The following is a 14,180-nucleotide window of genomic DNA, read 5'->3' as shown; positions in this document are numbered from 1 at the left end:
CTCACCCCACTAGTGCCAAGACGCGTAATGGGCTGCCTGACCCACCTTCAATTTTCAGCGGAGCCGCAACAATTACCACACCTGTAGGCGGTAATTTATCGAGATTTTTCAAGCACTGTAGGCCATATTTATTATTACCATGCATTAAAGTGTGGCATGGGTAAGGCACAGGCCAGCTGTAAGATTGCCCTGCATCCGTATTAATGGTTTCAACACCAAACCCTTTCACATCACGCTCATGAATAAGCCATTCGACAGCTTCTTGAGACGGCCCCGGCGTGTGGGCACCATCTTCACGCATGCTCACATAAGCTGCTGGATCATCTGCTTTTTTCGACCAATCCGTTCTAAAAAGTACCCAAGCCGCTTTAGGTATTTTGCCGTGCTTTTCTTCCCATTTTTGCAAAAACTCGACCGTTAGCACCCAGTCAGAGTTTTGCGCTACTTCTTTGCTCGCATCAACGACCACGGCTGCGGCAACAAAGTTTTCAACAGGAATGGTATCAACCGTGTTATTCGCTTGGTCTTTACCACTGATCCAATGAATAGGGGCATCAAAGTGCGTACCGGTATGTTCACCGCAACTAAAGTTATTCCAATACCAAGCTGGGCCGTTATCATCGTAACGGGAGATTTGCTCCATACTGAACGACCACACCTGCCCAAACTGCTCAGGTAATTGCAGCGCAGGGAATGATGGCGATAAGGTTTGTGTTAGATCGACAACCTGAATATTGCCTTGCTGTAATTCTTTCGCGAATGTCATCAATGCTTGCTGATTCATGGTGTTTCTCCTACGCCAACGGCGATTCATGTAAAGCGGTAAAGCCACCGCCATGGAATACTAGAGGTTTCCCTGTTTCACTACCGATACGACGCACATGCCCCACCATCAATAAGTGGTCGCCGATGGTGTCCTGCTTATGATTTTCACAAACCAATGTAGCAATAGCGCCGTGCAATGCAGGTATGCCTTCAGGGGTTAAATGAATAGCCACATCTTCAAACTTGTTTTCTATGCGTGGATTCGCAAAGCGCATAGCAAGTTCTTGGTGCCCGTGTCCTAAGATATTGATGGTGAAATGGGCGCAATCACGAAATACCGCTAAGTTTGGTGAATGATTCACTAAACTCCATAAAACCAATGGTGGGTCGAGTGATAACGACGCAAACGAGTTAATGGTTAACCCCACATCACGGCCATCTGCGGTGCGTGTTGTCACGATTGCGACCCCTGTTGGGTAGCACCCGAGCAAGTTGCGCAAGGTTTTAGATTCAAATTCGGTATGACCCCATTCCCTTTCGCACATGAATGTATCCTCTGCAATCATAGACATAGTCAATCCTCCCCGTTAAGCGCGGGCTTCTTCCATCATTTGTGATTGAATGTAGGCCTCACATGCCGCACCATCTTTCCACCATGGGAACAGTACTGGCGGGTAGTTAAAGGCATTCGCGATGGTGTGTGCGAGGGATGGCAATTGCTGGGCTGCACCTAACAGATGCAGAATATGTGGCTCTGGTGGCGCTAATAATGAGTTTGTCCATTCCACAACATGGCGACCATACTTCCAGAACTGTTCGAAAGTGTCGTTCATCCACTGTGCGGTATAGGGTTTATCACCGTGGGCGAGAATTGCGTCATAGTAGACTTTGCAAGCCTTGGTCGCGTTATTCGAACCTTGCCCTGTTAATGGGTCGTTCGTCACTAACGCATCCCCTAAACCAAACACAATTTTGCCCGATGGCAGGGTTAATACCGGCTTGCGCACCGTTGGTGCAAAGCGCCCAGCTAAAATGCCGTTATCATCCGTTAATTCGATATTACGACAGCGATCCGCTTCCCAAGGTAGATAGGTGTTGAGGATTTTTTTACTGTACGCCAAGTGTTCTTGTGGAGTACGAGCCTCACCCCACTGATCCATTGGACCACCCGGAATACCCTCGAAAACCATAATGTGGCAATCACCACTGTTGGTTAAGGATGGAAACACAAAGTATTCACCAACACCGGGGATCAAGTTAAACGACACTTGGGAGTATTCAGGTGTCGGTAACATGCCGTGCACATACGTCAGTGCCAAAGCACGTTGAGGTTTATCATATGGCGAACGAGTTTCATCGCGCTCAAGCAGCTTAACAATTTCCCCTTTCCCCCCTGCCAGCACAACAAGGTCATGGGTTTCAGCCAAACGCTCCAGCTCAGCAACGCCAACATCTTCAATACGTAAATTGCCGCCACGTGCTGAAAACAGCTCCATCCAATACGGCATTTTGATACGCTGATCGACGGCTTGTGCGTAGTTATCTAAGCGCGAGCGCCAAGAAATCGCTTTTTCACCCGCTTTTTCAGGATGAGGAACGGTAAAACCAATCCCTTCAACAGGTGGGCATTTGTCTTCCCAAAAGTTAATCCCTAAATCACGCTCAAATTGCAGCGAAATATCAAACATGCATTGGCTCGACATCACGCGACCATTTTTAACATCATCCGGCGTGCGATTTGTGGCAACCGTCACTTCATAACCTTTATCTAACAGGCCTAAGGCCAACGGCATACCCGCTTGACCACCACCTACGATAGCAATACGACGCATAGTATTTTCCTCAGCAAAGTTTAAATGGTGTCTTATTGTGCAAGACGGGGAATTGCAGGTTTAGCCTGTTCAGGCCCCATAGCGGAGTAACCGCCATCGACAGAGTAATCTGCGCCAGTCACAAAACTCGCCAGATCAGAAAGTAGGAACGCAACAACTTGAGCCACCTCTTCAGGGTCGCCCACGCGTTTAAGTAAGTGGTAATCCGCGGCAACACGGTCTGTTTTTTGGCGGTCGCCACCGGTGATTTCATCCATCACACGGGACCATGTCCAGCCGGGGGAAACAGAATTCACACGAATGCCGTCTTCGGCATAATCCATCGCTTGACTGCGAGTGACCTCCAATATGGTGGCTTTCGATGCGGGGTAGAGCCAGCGGCCTGTTTGAGCAACAGAAGACGAAATACTGGTAAAGTTGACGATGGCGCCTTTACCCGCTTTCACAAAATGCGTTTTAGCAAATTGCGCAGCCATAACCGCACTCACCACGTTGATATTTAACGCAGTTAACCAGTCTTGTCGTGAGGATGACTGGCCTTCGTCAAGGTAAGTTGCGGCCAGATTAACCAAAAAATCGAGTTGCCCATACTTTTGCGCAACGCGGTCAATGCCCTGTTTAAGTTGTTGGTCGTCAGTGATATCCACAGGTAAGAAATCAATGTGTGGCTCACTTTGTGCGACTTTTTCACCATTGGCGGCGTCAATATCAAAAATAGTGACTTTAACACCATAACTACTCAGCACTTTTGCCACTGTTGCGCCAATTTTGGTCGCGCCCCCAGTCACAATTGCAATTTTGTTATTCAAACCTTTCATCTTTGACGCCCTCTTTTCGCTCTCATTTTATTACAATGAATTCACAAAAAATTAACATGACTGATAATTACGCAGAATGAGCGAAAAGCTGTAGCCGCTAGGCGCAAAAAATATCCACCCAGTGCGGCAATTTAGTCAACAAAGCGATGATATATGAAGGGAAATAGCCGCTTTTCGCAGCAGCTATCCAAAAAATGAAAAGTGTGATTAATGACAGGACAGGATTTTATGGTTATTTAAGGTCGCTCTAAAATTCGGGCGCCCGGGCCTTTTTTCCCTAATACGTCATCAGGGTTACGTAACGGGCAATCACTTAACGATAAGCAGCCGCAACCAATACAGTTATCCAATTCATTACGTAAACGCGTGAGCTGCCGAATTCGTTTATCTAACGAAACACGCCATTGGGTGGACATCTCTTTCCACTGTTCCGATGTTAGCGCACTATTTGCGGGGAAGCGCCCTAATGCCTCTTGGATTTCTTGTAATGGAATACCTGTACTTTGCGCGACCTTAATAATGGCAATATAACGCAAAACAACTGTGGGAAACCGTCGCTGATTACCGTGTGTACGGGTACTTTGAATGAGCCCTTTTGACTCATAAAAATGTACAGTTGAAACCGCTACACCTGCTCGTTTTGCAACCTCACCAACCGTTAATGCCCTTGTAGGATCAATATTTATTTCCCCATTTTTGTGGGGTTTTATCGCTTTTGTGTCTTTATCTGCCATTTTTGCTTACCTTCTCTTGACCTCAACTTAACTTAAGGTTTTATAGTGCGACCCTGTGTCTTTGTCAATTGACGTTATTTTTTGAAAGGGGATAGGTTCATGCCATTGGTGATCGCCAAAATGTTAGAAAGCAATAGCTTATGGTTTGTTGCTCGCTTACTAATCTTGGTTTTATTTATTTCATCTGGGTTAGCCAAAGTACTTAACTATGAAAATAGTCTCGCTGAAATGCGTGCAGCTGGCCTGCATCCAGATTGGTTCTTCAATATTGCCTCTGCCGCCGTGATGCTAATTGGTTCGGTTCTCGTGTTACTTAACCGCTTGTTATGGCTTGCAACAGGAGCACTTGCCGTCTTTTTGTTCCTCACTATTGTGATTGTGCACACTTTTTGGAGTTACACGGGAGAACAAGCGCAAATCGCCATGTTTTGGGCTATTGAACATATTGCCGTCATTGGTGGGTTAATGGCGGTGGCAATTGCAGGGCATTTTCGCCGTCTTTATTTCGCGCTGAAAACGCAGAAATAGAAGGAAAATTAAATGAGTAAAAAAACAATAATCACACTGTGTACTATTTTGATCGCAGCAGGGGGCGGTAGCGCCATTTATTCGACGTATGCACAAAACGATGAAGGTGAAAAAGCCGCTTATCAATATCCACCAACCAAAGTTGCTCTCGCTCCAGTCAGTTTAGATACTGCGCCACGGACGTTTTATGGTGTCGGGGAACTCGAAGCAGGTAGCCAAGTGCAAGTAGCAGCAGAAACGAATGGCCGTATTACCAATATCGCCTTTGAATCTGGCCAACAGGTTAAAAAAGGCCAAGTTTTAGTCCAACTTAACGATGCGGTGGAGCAAGCCGATTTATCTCGCTACCAAGCGCAGATGCGCAATGCAGCACGCTTATATCAAAGAACAAGCTCGTTATCTGCACAGCATTTAGTGGCGGAAGCGCAAGTCGATAGTACTCGCGCAGAACGCGATATTGCCCAAGGACTCATTCGCCAAACTCAAGCACTCATTGCGCAAAAAACCATTCGTGCGCCTTTTGATGGCACAATTGGTATTCGCCAAGTACATGAAGGGCAGTATTTAACCCCCGGTGAAACCATCGCAAGTCTGGTCGATACCAAAACGTTAAAACTGAATTTTTCGTTAGATGAGCAAGCGTCCCCGGAGTTACATCAAGGGCAAGTGGTTGATGTTACGGTGGATGCCTATCCAAACAAAACCTTCCCTGCTCGCATCACCGCTATTGACCCGCTCATTGGTAAGTCTCGCACCGTTGCGCTGCAAGCAACATTAGAAAATAGCGATGGCACCCTCAAAGCCGGTATGTACGCCAACGTGAATGTGGTTCGCCAAGCCAGTAATGAAGTGCTCACTATCCCAGAAACGGCGGTCACTTACACCGCTTACGGGGACACGGTCTTTATTACAGAAGGCGAAGGCGATGCCATGACCGTCAAGCGTGTTTCCGTCAAAACAGGCCAACGTTGGGATGGCAAAATTGAAATTGAACATGGGTTAAGCGCTAACGATAAAGTGGTCACATCAGGCCAATTGCGCCTCAATAATGGATCTGCGGTGACGCCCGTTGCGCAAGATACGTTGTCTGAACCCGCAGCACAAACTGAGCAAGGTTCATAAGGAGGCGATATGAAATTTACGGATGTTTTTGTACGCCGCCCTGTTTTAGCCTTAGTGGTCAGTGCGTTAATTGTGTTGATTGGTTTATTTGCCTTGAGCAAATTACCCATTCGCCAATACCCACAGCTCGAAAGTGCCACGGTGACCATCACCACGCAATACCCCGGCGCATCAGCAAAATTAATGCAGGGATTTGTTACCCAGCCTATCGCCCAAGCGGTTTCATCGGTTGAAGGCGTCGATTATCTGTCGTCGTCATCTGTGCAGGGCAGCAGCCTTGTCACCGTGCGTATGGAATTAAACCGTGATTCAACCCAAGCCCTTACGCAAGTGATGGCGAAAGTTAACCAAGTGCGCTACAAGTTGCCGAAAGAAGCGTACGATCCTGTCATTGAGTTATCTTCTGGGGAATCAACGGCGGTTGCCTATATCGGGTTTTCAAGTACCGATTTATCCATCCCTGCGTTGACCGACTATATTTCTCGCGTGGTTGAGCCGATGTATTCCTCCATCGAAGGCGTCGCGAAAGTGCAAGTATTCGGTGGGCAGCAACTTGCTATGCGCTTGTGGCTTGATGCTGACAAACTGGCAGGGCGCGGGCTTTCAGCGGCCGATGTGGCACAAGCCGTGCGCCAAAATAACTACCAAGCCGCACCGGGTAAAGTCAAAGGTGAGTATGTCATTTCTAACGTCTATGTGAATACCGACTTAACCAATGTGGATGAGTTCCGCGATTTGGTGATCCGCAACGATGGCAATGGGCTAGTTCGTTTAAAAGATGTGGGAACCATTGAGCTAGGAGCTGCCTCGACAGAAACCAGCGGTTTAATGAATGGTGAGCCCGCGATTTACCTTGGCTTGTTTGCAACGCCAACGGGTAACCCACTGGTCATTGTTGATGGCATGAATAAATTAATGCCAGATATTGATAAAACGCTACCGCCGGGTGTGAAAGTGGAGATGGCCTTTGAAACTTCACGGTTTATTAAGGCCTCTATTGACCAAGTTATCAATACGTTAGTCGAAGCTTTGCTGATTGTTATTGCCGTGATTTACCTGTGTTTAGGATCGATTCGCAGCGTCATTATTCCTATCCTAGCGATCCCATTATCCATGTTAGGTGCCGCGGCTCTGATGATGGCTTTTGGCTTTAGTATCAACTTGTTAACCTTGTTAGCCATGGTCTTGGCGATTGGATTAGTGGTCGATGATGCTATCGTAGTGGTGGAGAACGTCCATCGCCATATCGAAGAAGGTAAATCCCCTGTATTGGCCGCCTTAATTGGTGCCCGAGAAGTGGCAGGGCCCGTTATTGCCATGACCATTACCTTAGCCGCCGTTTATGCGCCAATTGGTTTGATGTCTGGCCTAACAGGGGCATTGTTTAAAGAGTTCGCCCTAACCCTTGCAGGTGCGGTGATTGTGTCTGGTATCGTGGCATTGACCCTTTCCCCGGTCATGAGCTCTTTTATGCTGAACTCAAAACAAAATGAAGGCCGCATGGCACGAATGGCGGAAAAGTTCTTCACTACACTGGCACACTATTACACCCGTTTATTGAACTTTTCGTTAAAAAACCGTTGGATAACAGGTGTGATTGCCGTGGCGGTATTCATCAGTTTACCGATGCTTTACCAATCCGCCCCGCGCGAATTAGCCCCTGTTGAAGACCAATCGAGTGTATTAACCGCGATTAAGTCCCCACAACATGCCAATCTTGAATATGTCGAACGGTTTTCTCGTAAATTGCACGATGTTTTCATGGAACTCCCTGAAACCGAAAGTACGTGGATTATTAACGGCACTGATGGCCCTTCCGCCAGCTTTGGGGGAACCAATTTATCCTCTTGGGAAGAACGAGACAGACCTGCTTCTGCCATTCAAGCGGATTTACAGGGGCGCGTTGGCGATGTCGAAGGAAACAGCATTTTTGTTTTCCAATTACCTGCATTACCCGGTTCCACTGGGGGGTTACCGATTCAGATGGTGCTAAGAAGCCCGCAAGATTACTCCGTGCTGTATAAAACCATGGAGGAAATCAAACAACAAGCACGGGAAAGCGGCTTATTTATGGTCGTGGACAGTGACCTAGACTATAACAACCCAGTGGTTGAAGTGCGAATTAACCGCTCTAAAGCCAATAGTTTAGGCATTCGCATGCAAGATATTGGTGAATCCCTGACCTTATTAGTGGGCGAAAACTATATTAACCGCTTTGGGATGGATGGCCGTTCTTACGATGTGATCCCACAAAGTATGCGAAGTCAAAGGCTGACACCTGAAGCGCTTTCTCGCCACTATGTGAAAGCCGAAACAGGCACGATGATCCCGCTGTCTACGGTCGTAGATATCCATACGCAGGTTGAACCGAACAAACTGACGCAATTTAACCAACAAAATGCGGCAATTTTCCAAGCTATTCCGGCTCCTGGCGTAACATTGGGACAGGCTGTCGCTTACCTTGATGAAATTGCCAATGAACTTCCAGCGGGCTTTAGCCATGACTGGCAATCCGATTCGCGCCAATATAAACAAGAAGGTAACACCCTCGCCTTTGCCTTTATGGCGGCGCTCATCATTATTTATTTAGTCCTCGCCGCGCAATATGAAAGCTTGGTCGACCCGCTGATCATTCTTATCACCGTCCCATTATCGATTTGCGGTGCGCTAATCCCACTCGCCTTGGGTTACGCAACCTTGAATATTTATACCCAAATCGGTCTTGTGACCTTGATAGGTTTAATCAGTAAGCATGGAATATTGATGGTGGAATTTGCCAATGAATTGCAGGCAAATGAAGGGTTAGACCGACGACATGCTATTTTAAAAGCAGCGCAAATTCGTTTACGCCCAATTTTAATGACGACAGCGGCGATGGTGATTGGCTTGGTACCGTTATTATTCGCCACGGGGGCTGGCGCAAATAGCCGCTTTGGCCTCGGATTAGTCATTGTCACTGGGATGTTGGTTGGGACGCTATTCACATTGTTTGTTTTACCAACTATTTATTCATTATTGGCACGCAATCACAGTGCCACAGCATTGACCCCAAGGCGCTATGAGCTTGCTGAAGCCAATCGCCTGATTAAAGAAACTCAGGAGACTTCACAATGAGAAATACCGTAATAAACACACAGAATAATCGCCAGACAGCCAGTGCTGCTGTAGAGATGAGTGCAATGAGTAACAGTATGGCAATGCTGTTAATTTACCATGGTTTATCCGCTAACACAGGAAAGAGCTGCGCGGAAGATAATGAGATAATGTCGACTAAATCGCCTCGTTAACGCCCTCTTTTCAAACCAAACCGCATAATCCAAATATGAATTATGCGGTTTTTTATCTTTTACCCTTCATAGAAAGCCAGCACCAAATTCCCCTCGCGGATAATTATCGGATTGCCGGGAAGTGCATCGATCAACTCATTTTTCGAACCTTCCACCACCACTGCAACATTTTTGTATTGATGGCTTTCCAGTAGTGCAGGTAATTGGCCTAAACCGTAAAAACGGTTTGCAGCATCAGGATATTGAAGGCCATATCCCAGTTCACCCGTTTGATACAACATCGTAATATCACTGCGTTTTAATACCCAAGCAAGGGCCGTCCCTAATCCGACATTATTGGTTAATAATACCGATTTGTTTTCCAATTGATTGTAATACTTAGCGATCAACTTCTGGGGGGTATTATTGCTTGCAACATAATTTGGGATCACATGGCCCACACTTAAGCTAATGGCCACTGTACATGCTGCGGCTAAATACCAGAACCGTTGCTTCATGGAAATAACCGCCACCACCAGCCAAAAAATAAATGCCCCTGCCGCCAGCCATAATTTATGACTTTCATCGGCTTGGTAAATATTAAATTTAGGGATATAAGGCGAGGCAATGATCACACCCGCAGCAAGCCCACCAACGACCATATTGATCACCGCATTTGCGCGGATGGCGAGTGTTTTTTTCTCCGTTAAGATTTTTTCAATGTACGCTGCCATTAAAATCGCAACGGGTGCAATACATGGCAAGATATAGGTGAGTAGCTTGCCTTTCGTAATACTAAAAAAGACAAACGGCGCAAGGAACCATAATAGGAAATAGATATGCATCCCTTTTTGCTGCCATGCTTGGCGTAAAGCACCGAATAAATAGCCCAACCAAGGCAGCACTGCCGCCATCATGATAGGAATATAAAACCAAAACGGTGATTTATTTTGGGCGTTATCTGACATAAACCGTTGAATATGTTCAACCCAGAAGAAATAGCGCCAAAAATCAGGTTCTCGGCTGGCGATGACAAATGCCCATGGCAAGCAAACCACAAAGGCTGTAAAAATAGAAACAAATGAAAAAACAAAGACTTCTTTAAACTTTTTAAAGTAAACCCCGGCAATCGAGCACACTAACACAGGTAAAACTAAAACTAAGAACCCCTTCGTCAACACCCCTAAACCGCAGGCCACCCCCAGCAAAATATATGCTAAGAGTTGGTGAGAAAACCGCTTGGTGGTCAGCCCCCATTGGAAAAAGAAAATGACCATGGTAATAAACGCGGTAACGATAGGGTCAAGAATGTTATAAGTGCCAATGGTAAACACCATTAGCATGGAGAGGTAAATAAACGTGGCATTAAACGCGATACGTGAGTTCTTCCATGCCATTTTGGCACTAAGGTAAACAAATAACCCACTGATTAATGTACTAAATACAACGCCAAGGCGGACAGACACATTATTTTCACCAAATAACATTTGAAAAAATGCGCCAACCCAATAACCAAAAATTGGTTTTTCGAAATAACGAATATCCAGTAGTTCAGGCACACTCCAATTATAACTGATGATTAATTCACGACTAATTTCAGCGTAACGGAGTTCATCAGGTTGCCATAATAGCCGCCCGTTTAACGGTAAAAAATAGGTTGTAACAACAAATCCAAATAGCAGACACCACTTAAGGTAGGCAATTTTATTATTTGCCATATTCATCTCATCTCAACCATTCTTGTTATTAATATTTAATATTTTTAAGCTGTTAGCGCCAAACTAGCGCTCACCATTTTCTGTTAGGCTATTATCATTGCGACAATTAAACCCTGCATAAACAAACCAATAATTACCCGACTTTCACATTGCTGTTCATAAACAATCAATAAATGAATACTCTATTTTATTCATCACAAAAAAGAGATAAGAATCGAATGTTAAGACTCGTCTTTTAAAAAATAGTTCATTCCATAACGGTACACTATAAATATTAAAAATTAATTAATTCTTAATATTTAAAATTAAAATAGAATCATTTTTATTTACGTTACAAAACAAAAAAACCAGTCATGGCATAACCCATCACTGGCTCTTCTTCGTTGCAGCTAACAATTATTTGGCAGCAATTAACGCTTGCTCAAGGTCTGCGAGGATATCGTCGATATGCTCAATCCCTATCGATAAACGGATCATATCTCGTGAAACCCCAGCTTGTGCGAGTTCTGCATCATTCAATTGACGATGAGTCGTGGATGCAGGGTGGCAAGCCAGTGACTTCGCATCACCAATATTCACTAGTCGAACAATCAGTTGCAACGCATCAATAAAGCGTGCTCCCGCTTCCTGACCACCTTTAATACCGAACGACATAATACTGGCAGGTTTACCATTCATGTATTTTTGTGCTAACGCGTGTTCAGGGTTGCTTGGTAGCCCTGCATATTTGACCCATTCCACTTGTGGATGTTTTTCAAGGAAGTTTGCCACTTTTAGTGCATTTTCCGTGTGTCTGTCCATTCTTAACGCTAACGTTTCTAAACCTTGTAAAATTAAGAAGGCATTAAATGGTGACAATGCCGCCCCCGTTCCACGTAACGGTGCGACACGACAACGGGCAATAAAGGCCGCTGCGCCAAAGTGTTCGGTATAGCTTACGCCGTGGTAAGCCACATCAGGCTCAATCAATAACGAGAAACGATTTGGGTATTGCGTCCATGGGAATTTCCCTGAGTCGATGACCATACCGCCCAGCGATGTGCCATGACCACCGATATACTTAGTCAATGAGTGCACAACAATATCCGCACCATGTTCAAAAGGGCGGCATAAATATGGTGTCGCAACGGTATTGTCCACAATCAGCGGTACACCATGGCGGTGAGCAACTTCCGCCAGCGCAGCAATATCAACGATAAACCCAGCAGGATTCGAAATAGACTCACAAAAAACTGCACGGGTTTTTTCATCAATCAGTGCTTCTAGCGCAGCTAAATCATCATGCTCAGCAAAACGGGTTTCGATGCCTAAGCGAGGCAAAGCGTGAGCTAACAAGTTATAGGTTCCACCATACAATTTTGCAACAGAAACAATGTTATCCCCAGCTTGAGCAATGGTTTGAATCGCGTAAGTAATCGCTGCCATACCAGAGGCAACCGCTAGACCTGCGACACCGCCTTCCAATGCAGCAACTCGTTTTTCCAACACATCATTGGTTGGGTTCATAATTCGCGTGTAAATATTACCCGCGACTTTTAAATCGAACAGGTCAGCGCCATGTTGCGTGTCATCAAAAGCATACGAAGTGGTTTGGTAAATCGGAACGGCGACAGACTTCGTTGTTGGGTCTGGAGAGTAGCCAGCGTGAATCGATAATGTTTCTAATTTCATTTGTTATCCTTGTTATGATGCACTGGAAAAACACGGCTAGATTAGGTATCTAATAAGAGGTTTGATGCTGTGTTGACACTAGATATTACCTAAGACTCTTCGGTAGACAACTATCTGAACTTGAAATTATTTCATATAAGTTAGTTCGTTTAGTTATAACTGTATGTGATTTTCACGCTATTTAGCTTAACCATCAGGTTATATCAATGTCGATACTTATAACCTATTGCCTATTGATATAAAAAAGCCACCACCTGTTGAGGCAGTGGCTTTGTTCGTACATTATTTTCTCAATTGTTTACTGGAACGCGCCATAAATAACCGATGTAATTGACGCTAACCCGCAGATAAACGTAAAGATTTGCGCCAGTTTTGAGGTGCTAAATTTCTTCATTGCAGGAATAATATTCATCGACACAACAGGTAGAATGAATAGGATAGCGGCGATCATTGGTGCCCCCATCGTTTCAATCATCCCTAAAATGCTTGGGTTACGAATAGTGACAATCCATGTGGTGATCACGATAAACAGCATTGACGCCATTTCAATTTTCTTCAGTGAGAAAGAAGAACGTGATTTGATTAAACCCACTAAGCCTTCATGGGCTCCTAAGAAGTGGCCAAAATAGCTTGAGACGATGGCAGCAAAAGCAACAATTGGGCCTAAATAGGACAGAATCGGAGAAGGGTTAATATTCGCAATATGCGATAACACACTGATATTTTGCTCCTTTGCGACCGTCAATTCTGCTGGGCTCAACGATAACACCACCGAGAAAACAAAGAACATCACGAAACCAGTGAGCATCAATGCTGCGCCACCTGTGATCATATCCGTTTTGATAATTGCTTTATCACCAAATTGTTGGCGTTGGTCTTTAGTAAATTGGCTAATGATTGGGCTATGGTTAAATGAGAATACAATCAATGGGATAGCCATCCACACCACCACAGGCATTGAACTCCAGTCAGGTGCAACTTCTAGCATTGACATGTTCCATTCTGGGATCAGATACAAAGACAGCGCTAATAAGATAAACACCAGTGGATAAACCATGAGAGAGGTCAGTTTTAGCATTAAATCACGGCCAAAAACCACCCCCGCCGTCATCGCTGCAATCAGTACCCCTGAGAGCAACCAGCGAGGAAGTGGGTCCATACCAATTTGATTCACTAAGAATGAATCAACGGTATTTGTTATTCCAACGCCATAAATTAATACGATTGGGTAAATCGCAAAGAAATAAGCAAAGGTAATAATGTTCGCGCCTGTTTTACCGAAATGTTCTTCAACTGTATCAGTAATATCCGCATTTGGGTTTTTAGACGATAAAACAAACCGTGCAAGCCCTTTATGTGCCAACCAAATCATAGGCGTTGCAATTAATGCCAAGATAACTAATGGCCAAAAACCGCCAGCCCCCGCTTTGATTGGTAGAAATAAAACCCCTGCGCCAACCGCTGTGCCAAATAAAGAAAGTACCCACGTAAAATCTTGATACGTCCATTTACTTACTGGCTTATCTGTTGCAGTAGCAACTTTTTCAATTGTGCTCATTATGTAATTTTCATCATTAACGTTATTGTAAAAAGATGAGCTGATTTTGCATTAAATGCGTATCAGTACCTAATTTAATCGATTTATTTCGTTCAACTTTTTGGCACAGATCTCGTTAATAACGTTAAATAAGAAAATGCATTGTCATTATTCTGCTAAAAAATACTT

The 14,180-nt window shown here is 44.9% G+C and carries 12 protein-coding genes; 4 read left to right on the top strand and 8 right to left on the bottom strand.

Going from position 1 to position 14,180, the window contains the following annotated elements; translation table 11 throughout:
• Position 1: 1 nt before the first annotated feature.
• The 5 genes from AC4IFO_RS16560 to soxR form a co-directional block, all read right to left on the bottom strand.
• The gene (locus AC4IFO_RS16560) at positions 2-784 is read right to left on the bottom strand and encodes a cyclase family protein (RefSeq protein WP_490736014.1); all 783 of its coding nucleotides are present in this window, start codon (positions 782-784) and stop codon (positions 2-4) included.
• A 10-nt stretch (positions 785-794) separates the two neighbouring features.
• The gene (locus AC4IFO_RS16555; protein WP_490736013.1) at positions 795-1,337 is read right to left on the bottom strand and encodes a flavin reductase family protein; all 543 of its coding nucleotides are present in this window, start codon (positions 1,335-1,337) and stop codon (positions 795-797) included.
• A gap of 15 nt (positions 1,338-1,352) precedes the next feature.
• A complete protein-coding gene (locus AC4IFO_RS16550; RefSeq protein WP_490736011.1) occupies positions 1,353-2,597 on the bottom strand; it encodes a styrene monooxygenase/indole monooxygenase family protein in 1,245 nt (414 codons plus the stop codon).
• Between the two features lie 32 nt (positions 2,598-2,629).
• The gene (locus tag AC4IFO_RS16545) at positions 2,630-3,415 is read right to left on the bottom strand and encodes an SDR family oxidoreductase (RefSeq protein WP_490736009.1); all 786 of its coding nucleotides are present in this window, start codon (positions 3,413-3,415) and stop codon (positions 2,630-2,632) included.
• A 236-nt stretch (positions 3,416-3,651) separates the two neighbouring features.
• A complete protein-coding gene (soxR, locus tag AC4IFO_RS16540) occupies positions 3,652-4,149 on the bottom strand; it encodes a redox-sensitive transcriptional activator SoxR (protein ID WP_255586269.1) in 498 nt (165 codons plus the stop codon).
• Positions 4,150-4,248: 99 nt separating this feature from the next.
• On the opposite strand from soxR, the gene AC4IFO_RS16535 reads away from it, so the two are divergent.
• The 4 genes from AC4IFO_RS16535 to AC4IFO_RS16520 are packed head-to-tail and all read left to right on the top strand — an operon-like array spanning position 4,249 to position 9,086.
• Entirely contained in the window at positions 4,249-4,677 is a 429-nt protein-coding gene (locus AC4IFO_RS16535; protein WP_490736007.1) for a DoxX family protein, read from the top strand.
• A gap of 12 nt (positions 4,678-4,689) precedes the next feature.
• Positions 4,690-5,799: an efflux RND transporter periplasmic adaptor subunit gene (locus AC4IFO_RS16530; protein WP_490736005.1), complete on the top strand. Its 1,110-nt coding sequence runs from the start codon at positions 4,690-4,692 to the stop codon at positions 5,797-5,799.
• 9 nt (positions 5,800-5,808) lie between these two features.
• Positions 5,809-8,913, top strand: a complete 3,105-nt coding sequence (locus tag AC4IFO_RS16525; protein ID WP_490736003.1) for a MexW/MexI family multidrug efflux RND transporter permease subunit — start codon at positions 5,809-5,811, stop codon at positions 8,911-8,913.
• On the top strand, positions 8,910-9,086 hold the full coding sequence (locus AC4IFO_RS16520; protein WP_490736001.1) for a hypothetical protein: 177 nt from the start codon (positions 8,910-8,912) through the stop codon (positions 9,084-9,086). Before AC4IFO_RS16525 ends, AC4IFO_RS16520 begins: the two co-directional genes overlap by 4 nt.
• Positions 9,087-9,145: 59 nt before the next feature.
• Here AC4IFO_RS16520 and arnT read toward each other — a convergent pair whose 3' ends face one another.
• The 3 genes from arnT to AC4IFO_RS16505 form a co-directional block, all read right to left on the bottom strand.
• The gene (gene arnT / locus AC4IFO_RS16515) at positions 9,146-10,789 is read right to left on the bottom strand and encodes a lipid IV(A) 4-amino-4-deoxy-L-arabinosyltransferase (RefSeq protein WP_490735999.1); all 1,644 of its coding nucleotides are present in this window, start codon (positions 10,787-10,789) and stop codon (positions 9,146-9,148) included.
• 390 nt (positions 10,790-11,179) lie between these two features.
• Complete coding sequence (locus AC4IFO_RS16510; RefSeq protein ID WP_219245528.1) at positions 11,180-12,454, bottom strand: bifunctional O-acetylhomoserine aminocarboxypropyltransferase/cysteine synthase; 1,275 nt, start codon at positions 12,452-12,454, stop codon at positions 11,180-11,182.
• A 298-nt stretch (positions 12,455-12,752) separates the two neighbouring features.
• Positions 12,753-14,012 carry an aromatic amino acid transport family protein gene (locus tag AC4IFO_RS16505; protein WP_490735996.1) on the bottom strand — a complete coding sequence of 420 codons (1,260 nt, stop codon included), beginning with the start codon at positions 14,010-14,012 and terminating at the stop codon, positions 12,753-12,755.
• Between the last annotated feature and the right edge of the window lie 168 nt (positions 14,013-14,180).

The organism is Providencia sp. UF-224, assembly GCF_058245955.1.
Note: the sequence above shows the minus strand (reverse complement) of the source record. Positions and strands in the feature narration are given on the sequence as shown.

Bases quoted from the DNA above. Each gene is read 5' to 3' on its own strand.
- AC4IFO_RS16545 (WP_490736009.1), bottom strand. From the start codon at position 3,415: ATGAAAGGTTTGAATAACAAAATTGCAATTGTGACTGGGGGCGCGACC.
- arnT (WP_490735999.1), bottom strand. From the start codon at position 10,789: ATGAATATGGCAAATAATAAAATTGCCTACCTTAAGTGGTGTCTGCTA.
- AC4IFO_RS16535 (WP_490736007.1), top strand. From the start codon at position 4,249: ATGCCATTGGTGATCGCCAAAATGTTAGAAAGCAATAGCTTATGGTTT.
- AC4IFO_RS16530 (WP_490736005.1), top strand. From the start codon at position 4,690: ATGAGTAAAAAAACAATAATCACACTGTGTACTATTTTGATCGCAGCA.
- AC4IFO_RS16555 (WP_490736013.1), bottom strand. From the start codon at position 1,337: ATGTCTATGATTGCAGAGGATACATTCATGTGCGAAAGGGAATGGGGT.
- soxR (WP_255586269.1), bottom strand. From the start codon at position 4,149: ATGGCAGATAAAGACACAAAAGCGATAAAACCCCACAAAAATGGGGAA.
- AC4IFO_RS16510 (WP_219245528.1), bottom strand. From the start codon at position 12,454: ATGAAATTAGAAACATTATCGATTCACGCTGGCTACTCTCCAGACCCA.
- AC4IFO_RS16505 (WP_490735996.1), bottom strand. From the start codon at position 14,012: ATGAGCACAATTGAAAAAGTTGCTACTGCAACAGATAAGCCAGTAAGT.
- AC4IFO_RS16550 (WP_490736011.1), bottom strand. From the start codon at position 2,597: ATGCGTCGTATTGCTATCGTAGGTGGTGGTCAAGCGGGTATGCCGTTG.
- AC4IFO_RS16520 (WP_490736001.1), top strand. From the start codon at position 8,910: ATGAGAAATACCGTAATAAACACACAGAATAATCGCCAGACAGCCAGT.
- AC4IFO_RS16525 (WP_490736003.1), top strand. From the start codon at position 5,809: ATGAAATTTACGGATGTTTTTGTACGCCGCCCTGTTTTAGCCTTAGTG.
- AC4IFO_RS16560 (WP_490736014.1), bottom strand. From the start codon at position 784: ATGAATCAGCAAGCATTGATGACATTCGCGAAAGAATTACAGCAAGGC.